Raw genomic sequence first — 25561 nt, 5'->3', positions numbered from 1 at the left:
GGCGTCCTTGGCCGGTGTCAGCCCAGGAGGCGCGGGTCGAACGGGTAGCGGGTCAGGTTCTCGGCGCCGGTTTCGGTGATCAGCACCTGGTCCTCGAGCTTGATCGAGAAATCGCCGCCCTCGGGGCTGACCAGCGCCTCGACGCAAAGCACCATGCCGGGTTCCAGCACCGCATCGAAAGCGCCCGGAATCCAGCCGTCGGGGTAGTGCACATAGGGCCACTCGTCGCACAGCCCCACGCCGTGCATCTTGCAGGCGTATTTCTGCGCCCAGTATTCCGGCGCCAATTGGTGGCCGCCGAAGACCAGTTCCTTGATGCTGACACCGGGGCGCAGCCGGGCCTGATGGTCGCGGATGTGGTCTAGTGCGTGGTGAAAGGCGCTGATCATCGCGTTCGAGGGCCGCGTCTCGCCCACCCACCAGGTGCGGCTGATGTCGATGCAGATGCCGTAGGCGCCAATCAGGTCGGTGTCGAAGGCGACGATTTCCTCGGGCTGCACGATGCGCGGGCCGCATTCCTGAAACCAGGGGTTGGTGCGCGGGCCTGACGCCAGCAGCCGGGTCTCGATCCATTCGCCGCCGCGGCGGATGTTGGCGGCGTGCAACTCGGCCCAGATCGCATCTTCGCTGACGTTGCCCTTGGGCACGTTTTCTCGGGTGAAGGCCTCCATCTCGGCAATGCCGGCCTCGCAGGCGTGATGGGCGCAGCGCATTGCCAGAATCTCGTCCGGCCCCTTGATCGCTCGCGTGCGTTCGGTGACTTCCTCGCCTTCCTCGACGGTGAAGCCGGCGCTTTCCAGCGCCCGCAGCCCGTGGACCATGATCTTGTCCACCGCCAGGCGGCGGTTGGCGCCGGCGTGGGCGCGCATCACCTCATCCACCTGGGCTGCGAAGGCGCGGGCCGAAGCCTCGCCGCGGTCGCCGGTGGAATTGTAGAAGAAGGTCGCGCCCGAGCGGAGTTCCCTGACCAGCGGGTTGAACTCCACAAGGAACGGCGCGTTCTTGTATTCCCACATCACCATGTGCCCGTCGGCGCACAACAGGCAGGCGCGGAACGGGTTGTGGGTGTTCCAAAGCTGCATGTTGGTGGTGTCGGTGGCGTAGCGGATGTTCAGGGGGTCGAACATCAAAAGCCCGCCATAGTCGCGGTCGACCAGCGCCTTGGTTAGCCGCCGCCAGCGGTAGCTGCGCATCGCCTCAAGGTTCGGCGGGGTCAGCCCGGCCGCCTGCCATTCGCGAAAGGCCAGTTGCGTCGGGCCGATCTCGACCCGGTCGTTGTCGTTCGGGCTGCCGTCGCCCAACTGCGCGCCGCGGCTGGGGTCGATCTTGCGGCGGTCGCGGTGGTAGTCGGTCATGGCTGGCCTCCCCCGGGTCAGCCCGAAGGCTGGTCCGGAAGGGCCGCGAAGTCATGCCGGAAGGCGACGGGGCATGTCGCCTTCCGGCAAGGGCATCAGCCCTTCAGCGCCTCGGCCCGGGCGGCGATCACCTGATCGGCCTCGCGGCCCGCCAGAAGCTCCAGATGGTCGAAGCCGGCGGTGTAGAAGCCGACACCAAGGGTCTGCGAGCGCAGTTCGGTGATCAGCCCGTCCAACTCGCCTTCGGGGATCAGGGCCGAGACCTCGTCCCAGCCCTTCCAGCCGGTCTTGGTGTCAAAGCCCAGCAGCTGGCCGCGCCGGGCGGTGACGATGCGCTGGGCGCGCGGGGTGAAATCGGAGGGCACCGAGATGATGACCTCCATCACCGGCTCCAGCAGCACCGGTCCGCAGGTGGGCATGGCTTCCTGCATCGCCTTGGCGCCGGCCTTCTGGAAGGCGAAGTCGGAGCTGTCGACGGTGTGATAGCTGCCATCGGTCAGCACCACGCCCACATCGACCACCGGGAACCCCAGCGGCCCGCGGTCAAGCGCGGTCTCCACGCCCTTCTGCACCGCCGGGATGTACTGCTTTGGCACCACGCCGCCGGTGATCTTGTCCGAGAACTGGAAGCCCTCGCCCCGGCCGCGCGGCGCAATCTCGACATGGATGTCGGCGAATTCGCCGTGCCCGCCGGATTGTTTCTTGTGCCGCGAATGGAACGTCGCGCTCTTGCTGATCGTTTCCCGGTAGGAAACGGTCGGCTTGGCCGTCTTGACCGAAAGCCCGGCCTCGGCCTTCAGCCGAGACAGCGCGATCTGCAGGTGAATGTCGCCCTGGCCGCGCAGGTGGGTCTCGCCGGTATCGGCCGCCCAATGGGTGGACAAGGCGGGATCTTCGTCGAAGAGACGCGACAGGGCGGTCGACAGCTTCGCCTCGTCGGCCGGATGCTCGGCCCGGATCGCGATGGCCGCCAGCGGCGCGGGCGGTTCCGGCCAGTCGCTGGCTTGGGCCGCCCCTTCGGTCAGCACCTCGCCGGCCTTGACGGTGGACATGCGGCCCAGGACGACGATCTCGCCGGGGCCGGCATGGCCCTTGGGGGTGAACTTGCGGCCCAACGCAGAGGAAACCGAGCCAACGCGATCATGACCGAGGGTTAGCCCGTCCTTGACCTCGCCGCGCCAGACGCGGGCAAAGGCCGCGCGCCCGGCCTGGCCGGACTGGAACGTCTTGATGACCTGCGCCATCGGGCCGGTGCCGTCGGACAGGCCCAGCCGGGCGGCGGTGACCGCCGGGGCCGGGCAGTCGTGGCGCAGCGCTTTCCACAACCGGCGGACGCCGTTCTCGAACTCGGCCGCGCCGAAGAAAACCGGGACCACCAGGTCCTGCTCCAGATCGCGGGCGAGCGAGGCGTAGATCTCCTGAGGCGCAGGGGTCATATCGTCCAGGACCTGCTCCATGATGCGGTCGTCGAAATCGGCCAGCGCCTCGAGCAGGCCGCTGCGTTCGACGCTTTCGTCGGCCTTCACGGCCTCGGGCAGCGGGATCAGGTCCGAGGGCTTGTGAGGGTTCCAGCGCCAGGCGCGTTCGCTGACCAGATCGACCATGCCGGTGACCTGACCGCTGGCGTCGCGCAGCGGAATCTCGCGCAGGGCAAGCGGCCGGTCGGACAGCGCCTGCAGGGCGTGGAAGGTGGCGCGGACATGCGCCTCTGGCACGTCAAGCCGGTTGATGAAGATCACATGCGGGATGCGTCGGTCATCCAGGAACCGCAACAGCGGCGAGACCGCCACGGCGCGTTCCGGGAAGGGGTCGGCGACGACGACGACAATATCGGCGATGCTCATCGCGCTTCGGGTATCGGTGAGCAATTCCACCGAGCCGGGACAGTCGATCAGGGTCCAATCCTCGTCCATGAAGCGGCAGTTGGCGAGGGTCATCTCGGTCGAGATGCCGCGCGCCCGCGCCTCGGGCGAGGCATCCCCGACGGTGGTTCGGTCTTTCACGGTCCCGCGCCGGTCGGTCATTCCGGCGGCATGCAGCAGCGATTCGAAGAGCGTGGTCTTGCCGCTGCCATGCGCGCCGACCAGCGCGGCGCATCGGGTGCCGTGGATATCGTGGCTCATTTGGTCCCTCCCATGGGCCGTGGGCGGCGCTTGGGCAGGGCGGGATCCAGAGCATCTCTGGCGGCCCGTACTGCCCGGCCGCCGGTTCGGGGGTCGCTGTCCTTGCGTCCCCATGATTCATCTTTGCCTCGGATTTTCGCTGCCGTCGCGCAAAATCGACCGAACGTGGCGCAAGGTCGCGGGCGGCGATCCCGCAGAGCCGTCGGTCCCGGTCCCGGCCGGGCCGGACGCCGCGCCCTGTTTTCGTTGTCGCGGCCCGGTTTCGTGGCGTGGGGCCGCACCACCGGGATGGCAGGGGCGATTGCCTTTAGCGCCTGCCCGGCTAGGCTGGCGGCCATGACAGAGCCGCAGGCCCTTTGCCCCCGCCGATCACACAACGCCTGCCTGGCGCAAGGCTTGTCGCGCCAGGCTGTGAGGTGGGGTGGCTTGTGCGAGGCAGCGGCGTGAGCGCGCTGCGCTGTCTTGTGGTGCTGGCACATCCGGTGCCGCACAGTCTCGCTGCCCGGCTGGCAGCCCTGGTCGCGGCTCAGGCTGGTGCGGCCGGCTGGGACGTCCGGCACTGCGATCTGTACGCGCGCGGCTTCGATCCGAACCTGAGCAAGCCGGAAAGAGAAAGCTATTACAGCGACTTCCACGGTGAAGCTGCAAGAGAGCTGGAGGAGTTGGCCTGGGCTGAAGTGATTGTCCTGGTGTTTCCGACCTGGTGGTTCGGCTTTCCGGCCATCCTGAAAGGCTGGTTCGACCGGGTCTGGGCGCCCGGCCTGGCCTATGACCATGCGCCGGCGTATGGCCCGATGATTCCGCGCCTGCACGGGCTGCGGGCGGTTCTGGCGGTCACCACGATGGGTGCGCCCTGGTGGGTGGAAACCCTGGTGATGCGGCGGCCGTTGCAGCGCATTTTGCGTCTGGGGATCGTTAGGCCCTGTGCGCCGCGGGCGCGGGTGATCTGGCGGGCGCTGCATCGGGCCGAAGCGGTCGAGCCGGACCGGCTGAAGCGGTTCGAGGCCGGGCTTCGCGCCACCCTGGCCGAACTGGACCGGAGGCTGCGCTGAGCGCGTTCAGTCGACCAGTCTGCGCAGGTCTTCGCCGTTCAGATGGGCGATTCCAGCCTTGATGGCGCCATAGGGAACGGCGACGACCAGAAGCCCATATCCAAGCGCGCTGGCAAAGGCATCGCGCACCAGGGCAAGGCGTCCGGCACCCGCGGGCGGTGACGCAACCGCCGGCTCCGTCGACGTGTCGGCAACGCAGGGCACCTCGGGCAAAGAAAGGGCCGGCGCCGGATCCATCAGGGCGCGGATTGCCACCAGTTCAGCATCGGCAGGGTCTTCGCTGCGCAGGGCGGCTTCGGCGGCAGGGGGCAGGCGGCGCACCGGCCGCGGCGCCAGCGGGGCGGCGTGAAAGATCGACGGCGCCACCGCCTCGGGGTTTGGCCGGACCACGCGCGCGGTCCGTTCCAGCAGCGCCGCGCCTTCGGTCACCGCCTGGCCGACGCGCCGGTGCGAGGGCAGGTAGCGACCGGTGCGGCCCAGCCGGTCTTCCGGGATGCGCCAGAGCCCGCCGAAGACGGCGCCGCCAAAATCGCGGGCCGAGCCGGCGCAGCGGCCCAGCAGACCGGCCAGGCCATCGCGTGCAAAGCCGACGCTGGCCAGCGCGAAGGTGCGCGGGTTCAGCGGCAGGTGCTGGCGGCCTTCCGACCAGATTTGCGGACGGTTGTCATTGCTGTTGCGCGACATCGGCCTCACCAGGCAGAAACAATCCCGTGGAAGCTGGGCGCCGGGCGCGGCGAAACCGGGGCGCGATTGCGGCGGAACCCTGGCATTGTGGCCAAAGACGAAAGGCCGCCCGGGTGGGGCGGCCTTTGTCCTTGAACCGGGGATGCCGGTGTCAGCAGGAGTAGTACATCTGGTACTCGACCGGGTGGGGGGTATGCTCGAAGGCATAGACCTCTTCCCACTTCAGCCCGATGTAGGCTTCCAGTTGGTCCTTGGTGAAGACGTCGCCGGCCAGCAGGAAGTCATGGTCCTTTTCCAGTTCCTCCAGCGCCTCGCGAAGCGAGCCGCAGACGGTGGGGATTTCGGCCAGTTCCTCGGGCGGCAGGTCGTACAGGTCCTTGTCCGAGGCCGGACCCGGGTCGATCTTGTTCTTGATGCCGTCGAGACCGGCCATCATCAGCGCCGCGAAGGCCAGATAGGGGTTGGCCGACGGATCGGGGAACCGGGCTTCCACGCGCTTGGCCTTCGGCGATTCGGTCCACGGGATGCGGACGCAGCCACTGCGGTTGCGGGCCGAGTAGGCGCGCAGCACGGGGGCCTCGAAGCCCGGAATCAGCCGCTTGTAGCTGTTGGTCGCCGGGTTGGTGATCGCGTTCAGCGCCTTGGCATGCTTGAGGATGCCGCCGATGAAGTACAGAGCCTCCTGGCTGAGGTCGGCATACTTGTCGCCGGCGAACAGCGGCTTGCCGTTCTTCCAGATCGACATGTTGACGTGCATCCCCGACCCGTTGTCGCCCTTCATCGGCTTGGGCATGAAGGTCACGGTCTTGCCGTAGGCCTGGGCGACGTTATGGATGACGTACTTGTACTTCTGGATGTTGTCGGCCTGTTCGACCAGCCCGCCGAAGATCATCCCCAGCTCGTGCTGGGCGGTGGCGACCTCGTGGTGATGCTTGTCCACGCGCATGCCCATGCGCTTCATCGTCGACAGCATTTCCGACCGCAGGTCCTGCGCCGCGTCGATCGGGTTCACCGGGAAGTAGCCGCCCTTGTGGCCCGCGCGATGCGCCAGGTTGCCGCCTTCGAAGGCCGCGTCGGTGTTCCAGGCCGCGTCTTCGGCATCGATCTGGAACGACACCTTGGACGGCGTCACCGAATAGCGCACGTCGTCGAAGATGAAGAATTCGGCTTCCGGCCCGAAGTAGGCCGTGTCGCCGATACCCGAGGCCTTGAGGTAGGCTTCCGCCTTGACCGCGGTCTGGCGCGGGCAGCGCGAATAGGCCTCGCCGGTGTCGGGCTCGACCACGTTGCAATGCACGCAGAGGGTCTTTTCGGCGTAGAACGGGTCGATATAGACCGAGGACGCGTCCGGGATCAGCTTCATGTCGGACTGGTCGATCGACTTCCAGCCCGCGATCGACGAGCCGTCGAACATGAAGCCTTCCTCGAAGAAGTCCTCGTCCACCAGGTCAGAGACCAGCGTGACGTGCTGGAGCTTGCCCTTCGGGTCGGTAAAGCGGATGTCGACGTATTCGACTTCCTCGTCCTTGATCAGTTTCAGAGCTTTCGCGACTGCGCTCATCATGCTGCCTTTCGGTTGGTTTCCGGTTTGGGGCCGTGGCCCCGGTGGTTCGGGCGGGGGTCCGAATTTTCGACGAAAATTCGGGGTCCCGGTTCAGACGGCATCGTCGCCGGTTTCGCCGGTGCGGATGCGGATGGCCTGTTCGACAGGGGTGACGAAGATCTTGCCGTCGCCGATCTTGTCGGTGCGGGCGGCGGCGATGATCGCCTGGATGGCGCCTTCGACCAGATCGTCGGTCAGCACGACCTCGATCTTCACCTTGGGCAGGAAGTCCACCACATATTCGGCGCCGCGATACAGTTCGGTGTGGCCCTTCTGGCGGCCGAAGCCCTTGACCTCGGTGACCGAGAGGCCCTGGATGCCGGCTTCCTGAAGCGCCTCTTTCACCTCATCAAGCTTGAACGGCTTGATGATCGCTTCGATCTTCTTCATGCACCGACTCCCCCGCTTCTTGGGCACCTCTCTGACCACTTCCCCCGGGCGGCTACAATTGGCTAGGGTCAAGGCGCAACGGGCCGCCTGCGGGATTCCGCCGATAATGCCTGATTTTTGTGCATTGCGCTGTCGGGTTGGGCAGTTTGCGAACGGAGCGGGGAAAACGATGACCGAACTCCTGACCGCAGCCCAGATGCGGGCGATCGAACAGGCGGCGATTGCCAGCGGTCAGGTGACCGGGCTGGAGCTGATGGAACGCGCCGGCCGCGGCGTGGTCGAGGCGATCTTCGAGGAATGGCCGGAGTTGCGTGCCACCTCGCACCGCGCAGTTGTGCTGTGCGGGCCGGGCAACAACGGCGGCGACGGGTTCGTCGTGGCGCGACTGTTGAAAGAGTGGGGCTGGGAAGTTGAGGTCTTCCTTTATGGTGACCCGGAACGGCTGCCGCTGGATGCGCGGGTGAATTGTGAGCGGTGGGCGGTGATGGGGGAGGTGAAGGAGCTGACGGAACGGGCGTTCCGGGCACCTCATCCCATTCACGGGAACGCCTACTCCGACCTTTATGTCGATGCAATCTTCGGCGCGGGCATCTCGCGCCCCCTCACGGGCGAGGCATTGGACGTCTTGACCCATATGTCAGGCCGAGGTGGTGACGACTACGCGTCGCGGACAGTGGCTATCGATGCGCCGTCCGGAATGTGCCTGGACAGCGGCTGCGCCCTGGGCAAGTCGAGCCTTGTCGACACGCGGGGCTATCAGGCGATGGCGGCCCTTACGGTGACCTTCGAGGCGGCAAAACCCGGGCATTACCTGGGTACGGGACCGGAGGCTTGCGGCAAGGTCGTGGTCAAGCCCATCGGGCTTCAGCCTTGGCTCTTCATGGACAAACCCGTCAAGCGAGGCGGGTCATGGAGCGGCGTTCTTAAACTTCAGCGGCTGCATCGGTTGTCCCTTCCGGACAAGGAATTCAATCACTTGAACCCGGGACAGTGGGGGCGGGTTGGCGTGCCGTTTCTGTTCAGGCTCGGACGTTCGCGGCAGCACAAGTATTCCCATGGCCATGCCGTCATCCTCTGCGGCCCCTCCGGGCGCGGCGGGGCGGCGCGGTTGGCGGCGCGGGGGGCGTTGCGGATTGGGGCGGGGGTGGTGACGTTGGGGTGTCCGCCGGAGGCGATCCCCGAGAACGCCGCGCGGCTGGATGCGGTGATGCTGCGGCCCATCGCCGACGCCGACGTGCTGGCGCGGGTGCTCGAGGATGCGCGGATCAATGCGCTGTGCCTGGGGCCGGGGATGGGGCTCAGCGATGAGACCCGCGCGCTGACAGCGCAAGGGTTGAAGAGCGGCCGGAAGCTCGTGCTGGATGCCGATGCCCTGACGCTCATCGCGCGCGATGCTTCGCTCTTTGCGGGCCTGCATGACGGGTGCGTGCTGACGCCCCATGCCGGCGAGTTTGCCCGGCTGTTTCCGGACATCGCCGAGAAGCTGGCAGCCCCGGCGACCAAAGGCCCGGCCTATTCCAAGGTCGATGCCGCGCGAGAGGCGGCGGCGCGGGCGGGGTGTGTGGTGCTGTTCAAGGGGCCGGACACGGTGATTGCCGGGCCGGACGGGCGATGTGCCATCAACTCGGCACACTACGACCGGTCGGCGCCGTGGCTGGCGACGGCAGGGTCGGGGGATGTGCTGGCGGGGTTCATCATCGGGCTGCTGGCGCGCGGCTTCAGCCCCTTCGACGCCGCCTGCACCGGGGCCTGGCTGCATGTCGAATGCGCGCGCAGCTTCGGCCCTGGCCTGATTGCCGAGGACCTGCCCGAGGAACTGCCGAAGGTGTTCCGTGCCCTGGGGCTGTAGCTTTCAGGCCGGCGCGGGTGGCTGGCCCAGAACGTCGTTCAGCGCCGTTTCCAGAGTGGGCACGTCGGGAACGGTCGCGTAGAGGCTGCGCACCGAGGCATCAGCGAAGCCTTCGGCGACGATGTGGTCGATCAGCGCGTTCAGCGGCTGCCAGTAGCCCTCGACATCCAGCAGCAGGATCGGCTTGCGGTGCAGGCCGATCTGCGCCCAGGTCAGCACTTCGAAAAACTCGTCCAGCGATCCCGCCCCGCCGGGCAGCACCACCACGGCGTCCGAGTTCATGAACATCACCTTCTTGCGTTCGTGCATGTCCTCGGTGACGACGAAGCGGGTCAGGTCGCGCTTGCCGACCTCGGCCCGCATCAGGTGCACCGGAATCACCCCGAAGGTGGCGGCGCCTTCGGCTTGCGCGGAACGGGCCACTTCGCCCATCAGGCCCACGTCGCCGGCGCCATAGACCAGCCGCCAGCCGTTGCGGGCGAGCATCGCGCCGGTGGCGCGGGCGACGACGGCATGGGCCGGGTTGCGGCCGGGGCGGGCGCCGCAGAAGACGCAGACGGAATGAACAGACATGGGGCGCCTTTTGGGAAAAGGATTGCCTGAGCGGGTGATATCGGGCTTCCATCGGGAAGGGAAGCGGGCGCGCGGAGAGCGACGCCCCGGATGGGAGGAAACGATGGCAGGCAGGGCCGCGAATGCCCTTGCAGGGGGGGCGGCAGGTCTGGTTCTGGCAGCCGGCGCGGCCGCCGTGCTCTGGGAGCTGGCCGGACCAGAGCCCGCGTCTCCTCCTGCGTCGCCGCCGGTCTCGCGGTCCGACTCGCCGCCGGCGGGGCTGGAGCAAGCGGCGGAAGCACCGGCTCCGCTGCCTGAAGCGTCCCCAGCACAGCCGGCGGGTGCGGCGGATGAGGCCGGGCCCGAGATCGCGGTCTGGCGGGTCGAACCGGACGGGACGGCGACGATCGCCGGCACCGCCACGCCGGGGGCAGAGGTGCGGGTGGAACTGGACGGCAAGGTGGTTGCCACGGGCACCGCCGATGCGGCGGGCGAATTCGCCCTGCTGACCACGTTGCCGCCGAACCCCGCGGCTTCGGTGTTGACGCTGGCCGAGGTTCGGCCCGATGGGCGTGCCGTCGCGGCCAAGGGCATCGTGGCGCTGGGGCCGGTGCCGGGGCCGGCGACCCCGGACGCGCCGCCCGCCGTGGCGCTGCAGGTGACCGAAGCAGGGGCAAGCCTGCTGCGGTCCGAGCCGCCGAAGGCCGCGGTGGCGCCAGGCGGGCCGGTTGCGGCGGTGACCATCGAAACAATCGCCTATGCGTCTGGCGATGCCGTGCAGATCGGCGGAACGGGGCAGCCGGGGCTGATGGTGCGGCTCTATCTCGACACCGCCTTTCTGTCCGAGGCGCCGGTATCCGCGCGCGGTCAGTGGCAGGTCAGTCTGGCCGGCATCGCGCCGGGCACCTACACCTTGCGGGCCGATCAGACGGACCAGACCGGCAAGGTGACCGCGCGGTTCGAAACGCCGTTCCGCCGCGAAACGCCAGAGGCGCTGGCCGCGGTGGCGGCCGTCGCTTCGCCGCCCGTGCCACCGGCGGGCCTGTCGGCCGCGGAAAGCCCGGCGACCGTGCCGGGCAGCGAGACCGCCTCGCCCGCCTCGGCATTGCCGGGGCTGGACCCGGTGGCCGGAGGCGAGCCGGCGCCGGGGGCGCTGGACCCGCCGCCTCCGGTCAGCGTGACGGTGCAGCCCGGGAATACGCTTTGGGCCATTGCCAAGGGGCAATGGGGCGACGGCATCCTCTACGTCCAGGTCTTCGAGGCGAACCGCGAGAAGATCCGCGATCCGGACCTGATCTATCCTGGACAGGTCTTTGTGCTTCCGTCAGCGCCCTGAGGGTGACCGGCGCTGGCCGCTTCGGCCTTCTCGACATGCGCCCAAGGCGTCTTGCCGTCAGGGCGCGGCTGACCCGGGCAAGCGGATCGCGGACTCCGCGACGCTGCGGCCGTGGCGGCAGCAGGCCACCACCTCGGGGTGCTCCATGCAGCAATCGTTCAGGAGATAGGCAATGATCGCGCCCAAGCCCCCGGCATCGACGGCATAGATCACGTTGCGTGCCACCCGCTGCGAGCGCAGCAGCCCCGCCTGTTCCAGCGCCGACAGGTGAAACGACAGGCGCGAGGCCGACAGGCCGAGGGCCCGCGCGATCTCGCCCGCCGGCAGCCCGGTGCCACCGGCCTGCACCAGCAGGCGGATCAGGTCCAGCCGGTCGCCGTGGGCCAGGGCCGACAGGGCCGCGAGGGCTTTACTCCGCTCCATGTTTCAACTACTCATGAACAGTTGAAATATTGATACCCGCGCGGCGCTGTGAAATCAACCGCCGACCGTGATCAGGACGAATCCCCCCATGCGCAGCAATGCCACCTCTGCCGACCAGCCGACCAAGCCCGCCTCGGGGTGGCAGACCATGATGCGGGTCGGCCCCTATCTTTGGCCCGCCGACCAGCCTTGGGTAAGACACCGCGTCATGATGGCGCTGGGGTTCCTGCTGGCGGCCAAGATGGTGTCGATCGTCACACCCTATATCTACAAGCTGGCCGTCGACATGCTGAGCCAGGAGGCCGCGAACGACCCGGCCTGGATGCTGACGCTGGGCGCGGTGGGGCTGACGGTGGCCTATGGCATGGCGCGGCTGGGGGCGGTGGTCTTCGGCGAATTGCGCGATGCGGTGTTTGTCCGCGTCGGCCAGCGCGCGCTGCGCAAGCTGGCGCTGGAGACCTTTACCCACATCCACCGGCTGAGCCTTCGCTATCACATCACCCGCAAGACCGGCGGCCTGAGCCGGGTTATTGAACGCGGCGTTAAGGGTGTCGATTTCCTGCTGCGCTTCATGCTGTTTTCCATCGGGCCGCTGATCCTGGAATTGAGCATGGTCTCGATCATCTTCGCGGTGGTCTTCGGCTGGCAGTATGCGGCGGTGGTGGTGGTGACCATCGCGCTCTACGTGGCCTTCACCTTCAAGGTGACCGAGATCCGCGTGCGCATCCGCCGGCAGATGAACGACCAGGACGCGGATGCCAACCAGAAGGCCATCGACAGCCTGCTGAACTATGAGACCGTCAAGTATTTCAACGCCGAGGGCCGCGAGGCCAGCCGCTATGACGCGGCCATGCAGGGCTATGAGACGGCGGCGGTCAAGACCGGGCAATCGCTGGCCTTCCTGAACGCAGGCCAGTCGTTCCTGATCACCAGCGGGTTGATCATCGTGATGGTGATGGCGGCGCGCGGGGTGCAGGCGGGCACGCTGACGGTGGGCGATTTCGTCATGGTCAACGCCTACATGATTCAGATCACCATGCCGCTGAACTTTCTTGGCACGGTCTATCGCGAAATCCGCCAGGCGCTGGTGGACATGGGCGAGATGTTCGGCCTCTTGGGCCAGCCGGCCGAAGTGGTGGACGCGCCTGACGCGCGGCCGCTGGCGGTGTCGGGCGGCGAGATCGTCTTCGACGACGTGCGGTTTTCCTATGAGCCGTCGCGCGAGATCCTGAAGGGCGTGTCGTTCCGCGTTGCCCCGGGCGAGCGGCTGGCGCTGGTCGGCCATTCCGGCAGCGGCAAGTCGACCATCGCGCGGCTGATGTTCCGGTTCTATGACGTCACCGGCGGCGCGATCCGCATCGACGGGCAGGACCTGCGCGAGGTGACGCAAGGTTCGATCCACGCCTCCATCGGGGTGGTGCCGCAGGATACGGTGCTGTTCAACGACACCATCCTGTACAACATCGCCTACGGCAAGGACGGCGCGACCGAGGCCGAGATCGTGGCGGCGGCGCGTGCGGCGCGCATCCATGATTTCATCGTGTCGCTGCCGGATGGCTATGACACCAGGGTGGGCGAGCGGGGGCTGAAGCTGTCGGGTGGGGAAAAGCAGCGGGTCGGCATTGCGCGCACGCTGCTGAAGAACCCGCCGATCCTGATCCTGGACGAGGCGACATCGGCGCTGGACACCCAGACCGAAAAGTCGATTCAGGAAAGCCTGAACGAGATGGGGCAGGGCCGCAGCGTGATCATGATCGCGCACCGGCTGTCGACCATCGCGGATGCCGACCAGATCCTGGTGATGGAGGAAGGCCGGGTGATCGAACGCGGCCGGCACGAAGACCTGGTGGCCCGGGGCGGCCGCTATGCCGCGATGTGGGCGCAGCAGGTGGCGGAAGAGGCAGCCGAGGCGGCGTGATCGCGGCGCACGGGCCTGTGAATGCCGGCCTGATGACGGCTTTTTTCCTTTGACCCGCCGCAAAGCCGCAGCCAGATTGGCAGCATTGGTCGAAAGGTTAACGCGATGCTGCGGCGCGTTTTCTTGGCTTTGTGCGTTTTCCTCGGGCTCGCCTCGGCGGCGCTTGCCGAGCGGCGCGTGGCGCTGGTTCTGGCTGCCGAGGATTACCGCAACCTTCGGCAACTGGACAACCCGGTCAGCGATGCGCGGGCGATGGAAAGCCTGCTGGAAGACCTGGGCTTCGAGGTGTTCCTGGAAACCGACCGCGACCTCAAGCGGATGCGCCGCGCGCTGGAGGATTTCAGCGCCGATGCCGCGGGGGCCGACGTGGCGCTGGTGTTCTTTGCCGGCCATGGCGTGGCCATCGAGGGGGTGAACTACCTGCTGCCGACCGACGCGGACGCCGCTTCTTCGAAAAAGCTGGCCGAGACCTCGCTGCCGCTGGCCGACGTGCAGGCGGTGCTGGACACGGTGGCGCCGGTGGCGATCATGCTGTTGGACGCTTGCCGCGATGATCCCTTTGCCGGCGGCGGTGGTGGAGGCGAGGACGACCGCGGCGCGGTCGCGCTGGCGGGCGACCCGCCGGATGCGCCTAAGCCCAGCCCCGGGCTGGGCCGGATCGGCCGCTCGGACGGTGTCCTTTTCGCCTTTTCCGCGGCGCCCGGGGAAACCGCTTCCGACGGCGAGGGCGAGAATTCGCCGTTCACCAGCGCGCTCCTGCGCCATTTCGGCACCAACGGGGTGGAACTGAAATCCGCCCTGACGCTGGTGCAGCAGGATGTCTATGACCGCTCGCGCGGCAAACAGCTGCCCTACATCGAAAGCGGCCTGCCGGAACTGGTGTTCATCAGCGAACAGGGCGATCTGCCGGAACGCGACCAGCTTCTGATGGCGATGGCCGGGCTGACGCCGGACCTGCGCGCCGAAGTGGAAACGGTGGCGGCGGCGAACGACATGCCGCTGGCGCCGCTCTACGCCGCGCTGATCTCGGGCGAACTGGAAGGCCAAAGCCCGGACGACCGTCAGCGCATGCTGGAAGAGGCGGCCCGGTCCTACCATGCCTTCCAGTCGGAACTGGTGAAATACGCCAGCGACGACCCGAAGGTGGCGGACCTGCGGGCCAAGGCCGAAGAGCAACTGACCCTGGGCGCAGTCGATGCGGCGCGGGCCCTGCTGACCGAAGCGGCCGGGATCGACAGCCAGGCCCGCAGCGCGATCAAGAACAACTACCTGACGCGGACCCTGTCCGAGGCCTCGACCCATCTTCTGAACGCCAACGCCGCCCGCACCGACCTGCGCTACGACCTGGCCATCGGCGACCTGACCAAGGCGGTCGAGCTTTACGCCGAGGTCGAGAAGGACCTGCCCGACCGCGAGACCAAGATGGGCTATCTGCTGGCGCTGCAGGACCTGGGCGACCTGCAGATGATCGCCGGCAACAGTTTCGGCGCGCTGGGCGCCCACATGACCCGGTCGGAGTTCGCGCAAGGCCAGGCCAAGGCGGACCCCACCGATCTGGGCTGGACCCGCGAGGTGATCTTCGCGCTGAACGCCGTGGGCACCGTGCTGCAGCAGCAGGGCTACCTGCGCGAGGCCGAAGAGGCCATCGTCAGCGGGCTTGAAATGACCAAGGCCCAGACCGAGCGCAACCCCGACGACGTGGACCTGATGCGCGACCTGGAAGTCATGCGCAACAAGCTGGGCGAGGTGCGCTATGCTCTGGCCGACTATCCCGGCGCGCTTGCGGCCTATACCGAGGCGCTGGCAATTGCCGAGAAGCTGCTTGAGACCGACCCGACGCTGATCCTGTATTTGCGCGACGTCAGCTACACGCAAGAGCGGATCGGCGACGTCTATGTCTCGATGGGCGACTATGATCGCGGGCGCGACGCGTTCGACGTGGCGATGCGCATCTCGCAGCAACTGGTCAACGAATTCCCCGACGACCAGGACTTTCGCTTCAGCCTTTCGGTGGCTTACGAACGGCTGGGCGACATGTCCATGGCCGAGTCCGACTATGATTCGGCGCTGGCGATCTTTCTTCAGGCGATGGACATTCGCGAGGATCTGGCGCGGCTGGACCCGGGCAACCTGATCCGCCAGCGCGACCTGTCGGTGACTTATGAGCGCATCGGTGACATCCACGCCGCGCTGGGCGATGTCGGCTCGGCCCTGATGGCGCACCAGCAGGCGCTGGACACGCGGGAAAAGCTGGTCGGCATCGACCCCAACAACAGCGGCTGGGTGCGTGACCTGACCGTCAGCTACCTGCGAGTCGGCGAGTTGCACCAGCGCGAGGGCGACTATGACGGGGCGCTGGCGGCCTATGAAAAGGCCCGCGACCTGCGCAGCGCCATCGTGGCGCTGGACCCGTCGAACCTGCCCCGGCAAAGCGACCTGTGCTTCGCCATGGAGAAGATCGCGCTTGTGCTGTGGGACAAGGGAGATCTGGCCGGTGCGCTGGCCTTGCACGAGGAAACCCAGGCGCTGCGCCGGCAGTTGACGGCGGCCGACCCGACGGTGCTGCAATACCGCCGGGATGTCGGGTATTCGCTGCTCAACATCTCGGACCTCAAGCTTGCCATGGACGACCCCGAGGGCGCGCGGGCGGCGCTGGCCGAGGCGGTGGACATCGCCCAGGCCCTGGTGAACGAAGTGCCCGGCGAGACCAGCCTGATGCGCGACCTGACCATCGCGCAGAACCAGCTGGTCTCGGCTCTGCTGACACTTGGCAGGGGGGCCGAGGCGGTGCCCGTCGCACAGGCCTCGCTGGCGGTCACCGACGGGTTGCTTGCAGTCCGGCCGACCGACCCGATGTTCCTCAAAGACCGGCTGGTTGCCGCCAACCGCCTGGGCGATGCGCAGATGGCGGTGCAGGACTACGCCGCCGCGCTTGCGACCTTCCAGACCATGGTGGCGGCAGGCTATGCGCTGTCGTCCTCGGACCCCTACAGCACGGTCAATGCCAACGACTATGCGCTGGCGCTGGAGCGCTCGGGCGATGCCAGGGCGGCGCTGAAGGACCATCCGGGGGCCCGGGCCGACTTCGAGGCCACCATCGCACTGCGGCAATGGCTGACCGGACAGGCCCCCAGTTCCGTGGTGGATCAGCGGCTGCTGGCCTATGCGTTGCAGAAACTGGCCGACACCTATTATTACGAAGAGAACTATGACACCGGCCGGCCGATTGAAGAGCAGGCCCTGGCGCTGTTGCGCTGGGTGAAGGACGCCCAGACCGACAACATCTGGAATGTGGTTGACCTGGCCACCGCGCTGGACCGCACCTCAAGCTACTACCAGGACCCCAAGCCCTATCTGTCCGAGGCGCTGGCCTTGCTCGAAGCCCTGCAGGCTCAGGGCCAGCTGCCGGCAGGCTATGACGAGACGATGCAGCGCTACCGCGACGCGCTGGCCCAGCCGTGAGGGGGGCAACCCCAGTCCGCCGCGGTTTGCCAGTGCCGGTGTCCGGTGCGGTGACGGTGCATCCCGCCGTCCCGCGGCAGGCGCACGGCGTGCAGAGAGGTCTCCCGGGGGTTCACACCGGCGGACCCTCTGGGATAGGCTTGACGGCGAAAGGCGAGGGTCATGCTCAAGGGAATCGACAACCGGCTGAATGCCGAGGTGCTGGCCTGTCTGCGGGCGATGGGGCATGGCGACGTGCTGATCCTGGCGGACAGCAACTTTCCGTCCGAGTCGGTGGCGCGGACGACGGTCACCGGCCGGCCGTTGCGGATGGAGAACCTGACCGCGGCCGAGGCGGCGGGCGCGATCCTGTCGGTGCTGCCGCTTGACACCTTCGTGCCGGATTTCGCCGGCCGGATGGAGGTGGTGGGGGCGCCGCAGGAGGTGCCACCGGTGCAAGCCGAGGTGCAGGCGCTGATCGACCGCGCCGAGGGCCGGCCGCGGCCGATGGTCGGCATCGAGCGGTTTGCCTTCTATGACATGGCGCGCCGGTCCTTTGCGGTGATCCAGACCGGCGAGCGGCGGTTCTACGGCTGCTTCATGTTCCGCAAGGGCGTGATCCCGCCGGAGGGTTGAGCACATGAAACCCATCGTGATCCTGGGGATCTTCGTCGCCGACACCAGCTATCGCGCCGTGCGGATGCCGAAGATGGGCGAGACCATCCTGGGGCAGAGCTTCGCGCTGGGGCCGGGGGGCAAGGGCTCGAACCAGGCCGTGGCGGCGGCGAAGGCAAGTGCGGGGGCGGGGGGCGCGGTGCATTTCGTCACCCGTCTGGGCAAGGACGACTTTGCGGCCATCGCAAGGACAACCTGGGACAGGGCCGGCGTGACGCCCGAAGTGACCGAAGATGCCGCCAGTTACACCGGGGCGGCGTTCATCTTCGTCGATGCCGCGACCGGGAACAATGCGATCATCGTCTCGCCCGGCGCCGCGGCGCGCATCTCGGTCGAGGATGTCGAGGCGCGCGCGGCGTTGATCCGCGGCGCATCGGTCTTCGTGACCCAGCTCGAGCAGCCGGTCCCGGCCGCGCGGCGCGGGCTTGAAATTGCCCGGGCCGCCGGGGTGCGGACGATCCTGAACCCGGCACCGGCGGCGGCGCTGGACGACGCGTTGCTTGCGCTGTGCGATGTCGTGACGCCGAACGAGACCGAGGCAGAAGCCCTGAGCGGCGTGGCGGTGACCGACGTGGCCAGTGCCGAGCGGGCGGCCGATGCCTTACTGGCCCGCGGCGTGGGGGCGGTGGTGGTCACCCTGGGCGGCAACGGGGCACTTTACCGCGACCGGCGTCAGTCTGTGCATGTGCCGGTGATCAGCGCCGGGCCGGTGGTCGAGACGACGGGTGCCGGCGATGCTTTCAACGGCGGCTTTGCCGTGGCGCTGGCCGAGGGCCGGGACGTCATTCAGGCGGTGCGCTTCGGCTGTGCCACCGCCGGGATCAGCGTGACGCGGCCCGGCACGGCGCCGTCGATGCCATCGCGGGCCGAGATCGACGCCCTTCTGGCGCCGCCTGGCTGAAGCTGCGGGCGGGTGTCGCCCGGATTTCGTGAAACTGTCATACTCTCGTTACACGGCCGACGCAGAAGCGGGACGAGATAGCGCGTGCCATGCGGCGGGCGGAGGCGAACATGAACGACATGCGGGTTTTGGAGCGCACGGTGGTCAGCGAGGCGGCAAAGATCAAGGCTGAAGGCGTGAGCGTTCATTACGGGTCGACCCAGGCTCTGAAAGAGGTTTCGGTCGACATCCTGGATCGCATGGTGACGGCCTTCATCGGCCCGTCGGGCTGCGGCAAGTCCACTTTCCTGCGGTGCCTGAACCGGATGAACGATACCGTGGCTTCGGCGCGGGTGACGGGCAGGATCACCCTGGACGGCGAAGACATCTACGCCCGCGAAGTGGACCCGGTGCAGTTGCGGGCGCGCGTGGGCATGGTGTTCCAGAAGCCGAACCCGTTTCCGAAGCCGATCTATGACAACGTGGCCTATGGCCCGCGCATTCACGGGCTGGTCCGCGGCAAGGCCGAGATGGATGCCCTGGTCGAGGCTTCGCTGCGGCGGGCGGCGCTGTGGGACGAGGTGAAGGACCGTCTGACCAGCCCCGGCACCGGGCTTTCGGGCGGCCAGCAGCAGCGCCTGTGCATCGCGCGTGCCATCGCCACCAGCCCCGAGGTGCTGCTGATGGACGAACCCTGCTCGGCGCTGGACCCGATCGCCACGGCCCAAGTCGAGGAACTGATCGACGAATTGCGCAGCGAATTCGCGGTTGTGATCGTGACCCATTCGATGCAGCAGGCGGCGCGGGTCAGTCAGAAGACGGCGTTCTTCCACCTTGGGAACCTGGTCGAATACGGCGAGACCGGGCAGATCTTCACCAACCCGGGCGACCCGCGCACGGAAAGCTATATCAGCGGCCGGATCGGATGAGGCGAGAGATGACCCTGGAACCCCATATCCTGACTGCCTTCGACAAGGACCTTGAGGCCGTTCAGGCCCAGGTCATGCGGATGGGCGGGCTGGTCGAGAAGGCACTTCTTGAGGCGGTCGAGGCGCTGGAAATGCGCGACGAGGCCCTGGCCGAAAAGGTGCGGGTCGGCGATGCGGCCATCGACGCGCTGGAAGAGCTTATCCAGACCGAATGCGCCCGCATCCTGGCCCTGCGGTCCCCGACGGCGACCGATCTGCGCACGGTGCTGACGGTGATGCGGCTGGCGGCGGCGCTGGAACGGTCGGGCGACTATGCCAAGAACCTGGCCAAGCGGGCGCTGGTGCTGATGCATATGGCGCCGGTGAACGGCGCGCCGGGGGCGATCCGGCGGATGGCTCGGGCGGTGGTTGCGCTGCTCAGCGACGCGCTGGACGCCTATATCGCGCGTGATGCGGCCAAGGCGGCCGAGGTCCGGCTGCGCGACGCCGAAGTGGACCAGATGTATGGGGCGCTGTTCCGGCAGTTCCTGACCTACATGCTGGAAGACCCGCGCACGATCACTCCCTGCATGCACCTGCATTTCATCGCCAAGAACATCGAACGGGTGGGCGACCATGCGACGGCGATCGCCGAGCAGGTGATCTATCTGGTCGAAGGTGCTGTGCCCGGGGCGGCGCGGCCCAAGGTCGACAGCGTCACCGAGGGCTGAAGGGAGACGGAGCCATGGCGCAGGACAAGCGGCCCACGGTGCTTCTGGTCGAGGACGAGCCGGCACAGCGCGAAGTCCTGTCCTACAATCTGGACGCGGAAGGTTTCCGGGTGACTTCGGCCGACAATGGCGAGGACGCGCTGCTGCTGGTCGAGGAAGAGGCGCCGGACGTCATCATCCTGGACTGGATGATGCCGAAGCTGTCGGGCATCGAGGTCTGCCGCCGGCTGAAGATGCGGCCCGAGACGCGCAGCATTCCGATCATCATGCTGTCGGCCCGGGCCGAGGAAGTGGACCGCATCCGCGGCCTGGAAACCGGCGCCGACGACTATGTGATCAAGCCCTATTCGGTGCTGGAGCTGATGGCGCGGACCAGGGCGCAACTGCGCCGGGTGCGGCCCTCGACCGTCGGGGTGGTGCTCGAGTTCGAGGACATCCGGCTGGACCCGGAAACGCACCGGGTGATGCGCGGCGCGCAGGCGCTGAAGCTGGGGCCGACCGAGTTCCGGCTGTTGTCCACGCTGATGGAAAAGCCCGGCCGGGTCTGGAGCCGCGAGCAATTGCTTGACCGGGTCTGGGGCCGCGACATCTATGTCGACACGCGGACGGTGGACGTGCATGTCGGGCGCTTGCGCAAGTCGCTGATGCAGCACGGCGGGCAAGACCCGGTGCGCACGGTGCGCGGCGCCGGCTACGCGCTGGGCTGAACCCCGACCGGGGTGATCCAGCAGAGCGGCCGCAAGCGCGGCCGCACGCCTTGTCTCTCGCCTCTGGCGCGCAGGCGCGCCAACCGGCTCGGCCGCCCTGCTTGGACGCGACGCCTTTCCTCCGGCCGGGCACCCGGCATCGACCGCAGATGCCTCCGGCGGGGATATTTGAAGGACAGATGAAACCGGCACAGCGTTTGCCCTTTCATCTGTCCTCAAATATCCCGGGGGTGCGGGGGCTGGCCCCCGCTGGCGACGACCGGGCCGAGGGATCAGGCCGCTAGCACCTCCGCCAGAGCCGACAGGAACTGATCGACGTTGGCGGTCGAGAACGGCAGCGGCGGGCGCAGTTTCAGGATATGGCCCTCGGGCCCGGTGGCCGAGATCAGCACGCGGCGGTCGCGCAGGCCGTTGACGATGCGGCCCGCGGTGGCGGCCGAGGGCGCGCCGCCTTCCAGGATCTCGACGGCCAGGAACAGACCCGCGCCGCGCACTTCGCCCAAGGTTTCGGGATGGCGCGCGGCCAACTTGCGCAGGCCTTCGGCGAAGGCCGCGCCGGTGACGGCCGCGTGGTGCATCAGGCCTTCGTCCTCGATCACCCGCAGCACCTCCATCGCCACGGCGGCGGCCACGGCATTGCCGCCGAAGGTGTTGAAGTAGCGCGCCTTTGCGCCGAATTCGGTGATCACCTCGGGGCGCAGGACCAGGCCAGCGACCGGGTAGCCGTTGCCCATCGGCTTGCCCAGAGAGACCATGTCGGGCACCACGCCATGGCGCTGGAAGCCCCACATCGACCCGCCGGTGCGGGCAAAGCCGGGCTGCACCTCGTCGGCCAGGAACAGCCCGCCTTCGGCGCGGATGGTGGCGGCGGACAGGGCCAGGAAGCCGGGCGGGTCCAGCCAGAGGCCGTCGGAGGAGAATACGGTGTCGACGATCAGCATCGCTGGTCGGAGGCCCTTTTCCCGCATCGCGGCACAGGCCCCGCGCACGGCGGCGGCGAAGCCTTCGGCGATGCCGGCAGGGTAGTTGGCGGGTGTGGGCGCGGGGATGGCAAAGACCTCGGGGCCGGGCGCCACGGCGGGGCCGATCGACATCGACATCTGCGCGGTGGCCAGTGTCACGCCGTGATAGGCGTTGTCGGTGACGATCACGCCGGTCCCGCCGGTGGCGGCGCGGGCGATGCGGTAGGCCAGATCGTTCGCCTCGGACCCGGTGCAGGTGAACATGACGTGGGCCAGCTCAGCGGGGAAGGTGGCCAGCAGCTTTTCGGCATAATCCAGAATGCCATCGTGCAGATAGCGGGTGTGGGTGGCCAGGGTCGAGGCTTGCCGGGCCAAAGCCTCGACCACGCGGGGGTGGCAGTGGCCCACACAGGCGACGTTGTTGTAACAATCCAGCCAGGGGTTGCCCTGGGCATCATAGAGCCAGACGCCCTGGCCGCGCACCAGATGCACCGGAGTTTCGTAGAACAACCGATAGGCCGGGCCGAGGGCTTGGGTGCGGCGGGCGACCAGCGCCTGATCCTGCGGCGAAAGGTGGCCCTGGCCGGGGGTATAGGCGTTGACCATCGAGCCGATGCGGGGCGAGGGGGGCATGGGGCTTACTCCGTTGCGGCGGCGAAGGCGAGGGTGGCGGCGTCGCGGCCGATTTCGGCAAAGGCGGCCAGCCCGGCGCGGGCCGAGGGCGCGTTGCGCAGGATGTAGGCGGCGTTCTCGGGGTAGCGGGCGGCGCGCCAGCCGGCGATGGTCAGGGTGGTGACCATCCGCGCGGTGATCAGGTCATAGAGCAGCGCCAGTTCGGTGCGGTCCAGCGGCAGGCGGGCGGTGTAGCCGGACAGAAAGGCTGCAAGGCTGTCCAGCGGGCGGTCGGGGTCGATCTGGTAGGACGCGGCGGTGGCCAGGTCGCAGATGCGCGGCGTGCGGACCATGTCGCCGAAGTCGAGGATGCCGGTCACCCGGTCGGGGTCGTCGGGCGCCACCAGCAGGTTGTGCGGGTTGAAATCGGCGTGGCAGACCTGTGCGGGCAGGCGGGCCAGCACCGGCGAGAGGCGGCCCTCGAAATCGGCCACGAAGGAGTCCGCCCGGGCGCGAAGGCCCGGATCGGCAAGGGCGGGCAGAAGCGGTGCCAGACGCGGCACCTGCTTGATGTCCCACAGGATCACATGGTCGTCGGCGGGGTGAGCGAAATCGGCCAGCGCGGCGGTCAGGCGGGCCAGTGCCTCGCCCACCGCACGGCGCTGGGCGTCGGTTCGCGGCGCAGCGGCAAGCGGCGTGCCGTCCAGCCAGGTCAGCAGGCGCAGGCGGCCCTGCGGCAGGTCGACCCAGGGCGCACCAAGGCGGGTGGGCACCAGCCGCGGCACCGGCAGGTCGGGGTCGCGGGCGGCGACGTGTTGCAGCGCGCGGGTCTGGAACTCGGTCATCGCCAGGGGCTCGGCCGGGTTCGCCAGCTTGAGCATGAAGCGGCCCTGTGCCGAAGAAAGCCGGTGGTTCAGGTCGCGTTCCGAGGTCAATGGCGACAGACGCCCCGCAAGGCCCCAATGCGCGGCCAAAGCGGCCGCCAGCGCCTCGGGCGCCAGCACGGGTGGCGGCAGGGAGAGCAGCGCGCCGAGCGCATCCTGGGTCTGGGTGTCGGGCATGGGTCCGGGGGCCGTTGCGGCGTCGGCTCAGATGATCACAGCCGGGTCGGTCGCGCCAGAGGGCAGCGCGGGCGTCGGCGAAGGGTCGATCATCATCTGCGCCAGCCGGGCGGCGGCCGGAGGCAGGGCGCGGCCGGCGCGGGTCAGCAGGCCGAAGGGCTCGACCACGATGCCCAGGTCGACCGGCAGGCGGACATAGGGCGCGTCGGGCGCCCGGGTGAAGGCCTGCACCACGGCATCGGCGATGGGGGCGATGGCATTCGATTGCTGCAACATCGCCAGCGTCAGCAGGAAGGACGAGGTCGACAGCCGCTGCGGCGGTTCCGGCAGGCCAAGGGCGGCCAGCCGGGCCAGCACGGTCCGGGTCAGGATCACGTCGCGCCCCGGCATCACCCAGTCATGCGCCATCAGATCGAGCGGCGCGATCGGGCCGGGGCGGTCCAGCGGGTGGGCGCGCCGGGCGATCAGCGCCACGGGCTCGCCGGTCAGGCGGTGGTCGTCCAGCAGGTCGCGGTCGGGGCCTTCGGACCGGCGGGCAAGGGCAAAGTCCAGCCGCCCGGACAGGAGTTGCTGGCACAGCAGATCGGACGGCGCCACCACGACCTCGGCGGTGATCTGCGGCAGGGTCAGGCGGGCGGCGCGCAGGGAAGGCAGCACGCGGTCCAGCGCCGGGCCGGTGACGGCGCCGATGCGGACGTGGCCGGTGGTGCCGGCGCCGATCTCGGCCAGGTCGCGGGCGGCATCGCGCAACTCCATCTGCACCCGCTGGGCGCGGCGGGCAAGCGCCTCGCCCAGGGCGGTCAGGGTCATGCCGCGGCCGGTGCGTTCATGCACTGGCTGGCCGACGATCCGTTCCACCTCGGCCAACAGGCGCGAGGCGGCGGGCTGGGCAATGCCCAGCGCCTCGGCGGCCAGGCCGATCTGGCCGGTCTCCACCAGCGCCGCCATCAGCCGCAGGTGCGACAGCTTCAGGCCGCGGGCTTGCAGCGGGTCGGGGCGGCTGGTTGGCATGGCAATTCCGGTATGAAACCCTTTGAAGACATGATTTGACGGATATGACCCCGCAAGGCAACGTCCCGCGCACGGCTTCGGGCTGCATCAGAGGAGGTGCGGGCGCAAGAGGGCCGGAAAAGCGCCGCCACAGGGGCGGCCATGGGAGGACGACCATGCACCTTTCAAGACGCGCCGTTCTGGCGCTGGCCACGGCTGCCTCGATGATCGCCGCGCCGGGCTTTGTTGCGGCACAAGACAAGGGCACCATCGGCATCGCCATGCCGACGAAATCCTCGTCGCGCTGGATTTCCGACGGCGAATCCATGGTGAAGCAGTTCACCGAGGCCGGCTATGCCACCGACCTGCAATATGCCGAGGACGACATCCCCAACCAGCTGGCGCAGATCGAGAACATGATCACCAAGGGCGTCAACGTGCTGGTGATCGCGGCCATCGACGGCACCACGCTGTCGAACGCGCTGGAAAACGCCCAGGCCGCGGGGATCAAGGTCATCGCCTATGACCGGCTGATCCGCGAAAGCGGCGCGGTGGACTACTATGCCACCTTCGACAACTTCAAGGTCGGCGTGCTGCAGGCCGAAAGCCTGGTGCAGTGCCTGAACGAGCGTTTCGGCGACGCCAAGCCGAAGAACATCGAGCTGTTCGGCGGCAGCCCCGACGACAACAACGCCTTCTTCTTCTACAACGGCGCCATGTCGGTGTTGCAGCCGATGATCGACGCGGGCGACATCGCCGTGCCCTCGGGGCAGATGGGGATGGACGTGGTCGGCACCCTGCGCTGGGACGGCGCGGTGGCGCAGTCGCGGATGGACAACCTTCTCAGCGCCAACTACGGCGACAAGGCGCTGCACGGCGCCCTCAGCCCCTATGACGGGCTGTCGATTGGCATTCTCTCGTCGGTCAAGGGCGTCGGCTACGGTTCGGGCGATCTGGCGATGCCCTGCGTCACCGGACAGGACGCCGAGATCCCCTCGGTCAAGTCGATGATGGCGGGCGAGCAGTATTCGACGGTCTTCAAAGACACCCGCGCGCTGGCCGGCGTGACCGTCAAGATGGTCGATGCCATCCTGCAGGGTGGCGAACCCGAGATCAACGACACCACCACCTACGACAACGGCGTCAAGGTCGTGCCGTCCTACCTGCTGGAGCCGATGGCGCTGGGGGTGGGCGACATCGAGAAGGTTCTGGTCGAATCCGGCTACTACACCGCCGACCAGCTGAAGTAGGCTGAACGGCAGACGGGCCCGCGCCTTGCTCCCGTTGGGGGCGGGCCCGTTCATCCGGG

21 protein-coding genes are annotated in these 25561 nt (G+C 68.1%); 11 read left to right on the top strand and 10 right to left on the bottom strand.

The window, feature by feature from the left end; translation table 11 throughout:
- Positions 1 to 17: 17 nt before the first annotated feature.
- On the bottom strand, positions 18 to 1355 hold the full coding sequence (dddP, locus tag LHP98_RS04720; RefSeq protein ID WP_227251316.1) for a dimethylsulfonioproprionate lyase DddP: 1338 nt from the start codon (positions 1353 to 1355) through the stop codon (positions 18 to 20).
- 95 nt (positions 1356 to 1450) lie between these two features.
- Positions 1451 to 3478 (bottom strand): elongation factor G, encoded by a 2028-nt coding sequence (locus LHP98_RS04715; RefSeq protein WP_227251315.1) that lies wholly within the window; start codon positions 3476 to 3478, stop codon positions 1451 to 1453.
- Positions 3479 to 3921: 443 nt separating this feature from the next.
- Here LHP98_RS04715 and LHP98_RS04710 point away from each other — a divergent pair, with 443 nt between their 5' ends.
- Positions 3922 to 4530, top strand: a complete 609-nt coding sequence (locus LHP98_RS04710; protein WP_227251314.1) for an NAD(P)H-dependent oxidoreductase — start codon at positions 3922 to 3924, stop codon at positions 4528 to 4530.
- Positions 4531 to 4536: 6 nt separating this feature from the next.
- Here the strand turns inward: LHP98_RS04710 and LHP98_RS04705 are convergent, their stop codons facing one another.
- From LHP98_RS04705 to LHP98_RS04695, 3 genes are all read right to left on the bottom strand, one after another.
- A complete protein-coding gene (locus tag LHP98_RS04705) occupies positions 4537 to 5214 on the bottom strand; it encodes a hypothetical protein (protein WP_227251313.1) in 678 nt (225 codons plus the stop codon).
- Positions 5215 to 5365: 151 nt separating this feature from the next.
- On the bottom strand, positions 5366 to 6775 hold the full coding sequence (gene glnA, locus LHP98_RS04700) for a type I glutamate--ammonia ligase (protein WP_319638912.1): 1410 nt from the start codon (positions 6773 to 6775) through the stop codon (positions 5366 to 5368).
- Positions 6776 to 6868: 93 nt separating this feature from the next.
- Positions 6869 to 7207 (bottom strand): P-II family nitrogen regulator, encoded by a 339-nt coding sequence (locus tag LHP98_RS04695; RefSeq protein WP_227251311.1) that lies wholly within the window; start codon positions 7205 to 7207, stop codon positions 6869 to 6871.
- A 169-nt stretch (positions 7208 to 7376) separates the two neighbouring features.
- Between LHP98_RS04695 and LHP98_RS04690 the strand changes: the two genes are divergently transcribed.
- The gene (locus LHP98_RS04690; protein ID WP_227251560.1) at positions 7377 to 9056 is read left to right on the top strand and encodes an NAD(P)H-hydrate dehydratase; all 1680 of its coding nucleotides are present in this window, start codon (positions 7377 to 7379) and stop codon (positions 9054 to 9056) included.
- Positions 9057 to 9059: 3 nt separating this feature from the next.
- Here the strand turns inward: LHP98_RS04690 and LHP98_RS04685 are convergent, their stop codons facing one another.
- On the bottom strand, positions 9060 to 9629 hold the full coding sequence (locus LHP98_RS04685) for a TIGR00730 family Rossman fold protein (RefSeq protein WP_227251310.1): 570 nt from the start codon (positions 9627 to 9629) through the stop codon (positions 9060 to 9062).
- A gap of 103 nt (positions 9630 to 9732) precedes the next feature.
- Between LHP98_RS04685 and LHP98_RS04680 the strand changes: the two genes are divergently transcribed.
- Positions 9733 to 10944, top strand: a complete 1212-nt coding sequence (locus LHP98_RS04680; RefSeq protein ID WP_227251309.1) for a LysM peptidoglycan-binding domain-containing protein — start codon at positions 9733 to 9735, stop codon at positions 10942 to 10944.
- A 57-nt stretch (positions 10945 to 11001) separates the two neighbouring features.
- On the opposite strand, the gene LHP98_RS04675 is transcribed toward LHP98_RS04680, so the two are convergent.
- Positions 11002 to 11367, bottom strand: a complete 366-nt coding sequence (locus LHP98_RS04675; RefSeq protein WP_227251308.1) for an ArsR/SmtB family transcription factor — start codon at positions 11365 to 11367, stop codon at positions 11002 to 11004.
- 88 nt (positions 11368 to 11455) lie between these two features.
- On the opposite strand from LHP98_RS04675, the gene LHP98_RS04670 reads away from it, so the two are divergent.
- The 7 genes from LHP98_RS04670 to phoB all read left to right on the top strand — a co-directional run bounded on the left by LHP98_RS04670 (position 11456) and on the right by phoB (position 20627).
- On the top strand, positions 11456 to 13285 hold the full coding sequence (locus LHP98_RS04670) for an ABCB family ABC transporter ATP-binding protein/permease (protein ID WP_227251307.1): 1830 nt from the start codon (positions 11456 to 11458) through the stop codon (positions 13283 to 13285).
- A 105-nt stretch (positions 13286 to 13390) separates the two neighbouring features.
- Positions 13391 to 16747 (top strand): caspase family protein, encoded by a 3357-nt coding sequence (locus LHP98_RS04665; protein WP_227251306.1) that lies wholly within the window; start codon positions 13391 to 13393, stop codon positions 16745 to 16747.
- Positions 16748 to 16909: 162 nt separating this feature from the next.
- Positions 16910 to 17362: an RbsD/FucU family protein gene (locus LHP98_RS04660; RefSeq protein ID WP_227251305.1), complete on the top strand. Its 453-nt coding sequence runs from the start codon at positions 16910 to 16912 to the stop codon at positions 17360 to 17362.
- A gap of 4 nt (positions 17363 to 17366) precedes the next feature.
- Positions 17367 to 18302 (top strand): ribokinase, encoded by a 936-nt coding sequence (locus LHP98_RS04655; protein ID WP_227251304.1) that lies wholly within the window; start codon positions 17367 to 17369, stop codon positions 18300 to 18302.
- A 110-nt stretch (positions 18303 to 18412) separates the two neighbouring features.
- On the top strand, positions 18413 to 19210 hold the full coding sequence (gene pstB, locus LHP98_RS04650) for a phosphate ABC transporter ATP-binding protein PstB (protein WP_227251303.1): 798 nt from the start codon (positions 18413 to 18415) through the stop codon (positions 19208 to 19210).
- A gap of 8 nt (positions 19211 to 19218) precedes the next feature.
- On the top strand, positions 19219 to 19920 hold the full coding sequence (gene phoU, locus LHP98_RS04645) for a phosphate signaling complex protein PhoU (protein WP_227251302.1): 702 nt from the start codon (positions 19219 to 19221) through the stop codon (positions 19918 to 19920).
- Between the two features lie 14 nt (positions 19921 to 19934).
- The gene (gene phoB / locus LHP98_RS04640; RefSeq protein ID WP_227251301.1) at positions 19935 to 20627 is read left to right on the top strand and encodes a phosphate regulon transcriptional regulator PhoB; all 693 of its coding nucleotides are present in this window, start codon (positions 19935 to 19937) and stop codon (positions 20625 to 20627) included.
- A 272-nt stretch (positions 20628 to 20899) separates the two neighbouring features.
- Here phoB and LHP98_RS04635 read toward each other — a convergent pair whose 3' ends face one another.
- From LHP98_RS04635 to LHP98_RS04625, 3 genes are read right to left on the bottom strand one after another with little or no spacing between them, the layout of a single operon-like run.
- On the bottom strand, positions 20900 to 22222 hold the full coding sequence (locus LHP98_RS04635) for an aspartate aminotransferase family protein (protein WP_227251300.1): 1323 nt from the start codon (positions 22220 to 22222) through the stop codon (positions 20900 to 20902).
- Between the two features lie 5 nt (positions 22223 to 22227).
- Positions 22228 to 23262 (bottom strand): phosphotransferase, encoded by a 1035-nt coding sequence (locus LHP98_RS04630; protein WP_227251299.1) that lies wholly within the window; start codon positions 23260 to 23262, stop codon positions 22228 to 22230.
- A gap of 27 nt (positions 23263 to 23289) precedes the next feature.
- Complete coding sequence (locus LHP98_RS04625) at positions 23290 to 24273, bottom strand: LysR family transcriptional regulator (protein WP_227251298.1); 984 nt, start codon at positions 24271 to 24273, stop codon at positions 23290 to 23292.
- A 155-nt stretch (positions 24274 to 24428) separates the two neighbouring features.
- Here LHP98_RS04625 and chvE point away from each other — a divergent pair, with 155 nt between their 5' ends.
- Complete coding sequence (gene chvE / locus LHP98_RS04620; RefSeq protein WP_227251297.1) at positions 24429 to 25502, top strand: multiple monosaccharide ABC transporter substrate-binding protein; 1074 nt, start codon at positions 24429 to 24431, stop codon at positions 25500 to 25502.
- The last annotated feature ends 59 nt before the right edge of the window (positions 25503 to 25561 follow it).

The organism is Rhodobacter sp. Har01, from assembly GCF_020564565.1.
Taxonomy (GTDB): Bacteria; Pseudomonadota; Alphaproteobacteria; order Rhodobacterales; family Rhodobacteraceae; genus Pseudogemmobacter.
The sequence above is the reverse complement of the archived record's forward strand: the minus strand, read 5'-3'. Positions and strand labels throughout refer to the sequence as shown.

What these genes read in the sequence shown, in the direction of transcription:
- dddP (WP_227251316.1), bottom strand. Translation starts at nt 1,355, where the DNA reads ATGACCGACTACCACCGCGACCGCCGCAAGATCGACCCCAGCCGCGGC.
- LHP98_RS04715 (WP_227251315.1), bottom strand. Translation starts at nt 3,478, where the DNA reads ATGAGCCACGATATCCACGGCACCCGATGCGCCGCGCTGGTCGGCGCG.
- LHP98_RS04705 (WP_227251313.1), bottom strand. Translation starts at nt 5,214, where the DNA reads ATGTCGCGCAACAGCAATGACAACCGTCCGCAAATCTGGTCGGAAGGC.
- glnA (WP_319638912.1), bottom strand. Translation starts at nt 6,775, where the DNA reads ATGAGCGCAGTCGCGAAAGCTCTGAAACTGATCAAGGACGAGGAAGTC.
- LHP98_RS04695 (WP_227251311.1), bottom strand. Translation starts at nt 7,207, where the DNA reads ATGAAGAAGATCGAAGCGATCATCAAGCCGTTCAAGCTTGATGAGGTG.
- LHP98_RS04690 (WP_227251560.1), top strand. Translation starts at nt 7,377, where the DNA reads ATGACCGAACTCCTGACCGCAGCCCAGATGCGGGCGATCGAACAGGCG.
- LHP98_RS04685 (WP_227251310.1), bottom strand. Translation starts at nt 9,629, where the DNA reads ATGTCTGTTCATTCCGTCTGCGTCTTCTGCGGCGCCCGCCCCGGCCGC.
- LHP98_RS04680 (WP_227251309.1), top strand. Translation starts at nt 9,733, where the DNA reads ATGGCAGGCAGGGCCGCGAATGCCCTTGCAGGGGGGGCGGCAGGTCTG.
- LHP98_RS04675 (WP_227251308.1), bottom strand. Translation starts at nt 11,367, where the DNA reads ATGGAGCGGAGTAAAGCCCTCGCGGCCCTGTCGGCCCTGGCCCACGGC.
- LHP98_RS04670 (WP_227251307.1), top strand. Translation starts at nt 11,456, where the DNA reads ATGCGCAGCAATGCCACCTCTGCCGACCAGCCGACCAAGCCCGCCTCG.
- LHP98_RS04665 (WP_227251306.1), top strand. Translation starts at nt 13,391, where the DNA reads ATGCTGCGGCGCGTTTTCTTGGCTTTGTGCGTTTTCCTCGGGCTCGCC.
- LHP98_RS04660 (WP_227251305.1), top strand. Translation starts at nt 16,910, where the DNA reads ATGCTCAAGGGAATCGACAACCGGCTGAATGCCGAGGTGCTGGCCTGT.
- LHP98_RS04655 (WP_227251304.1), top strand. Translation starts at nt 17,367, where the DNA reads ATGAAACCCATCGTGATCCTGGGGATCTTCGTCGCCGACACCAGCTAT.
- pstB (WP_227251303.1), top strand. Translation starts at nt 18,413, where the DNA reads ATGAACGACATGCGGGTTTTGGAGCGCACGGTGGTCAGCGAGGCGGCA.
- phoU (WP_227251302.1), top strand. Translation starts at nt 19,219, where the DNA reads ATGACCCTGGAACCCCATATCCTGACTGCCTTCGACAAGGACCTTGAG.
- phoB (WP_227251301.1), top strand. Translation starts at nt 19,935, where the DNA reads ATGGCGCAGGACAAGCGGCCCACGGTGCTTCTGGTCGAGGACGAGCCG.
- LHP98_RS04635 (WP_227251300.1), bottom strand. Translation starts at nt 22,222, where the DNA reads ATGCCCCCCTCGCCCCGCATCGGCTCGATGGTCAACGCCTATACCCCC.
- LHP98_RS04630 (WP_227251299.1), bottom strand. Translation starts at nt 23,262, where the DNA reads ATGCCCGACACCCAGACCCAGGATGCGCTCGGCGCGCTGCTCTCCCTG.
- LHP98_RS04625 (WP_227251298.1), bottom strand. Translation starts at nt 24,273, where the DNA reads ATGCCAACCAGCCGCCCCGACCCGCTGCAAGCCCGCGGCCTGAAGCTG.
- chvE (WP_227251297.1), top strand. Translation starts at nt 24,429, where the DNA reads ATGCACCTTTCAAGACGCGCCGTTCTGGCGCTGGCCACGGCTGCCTCG.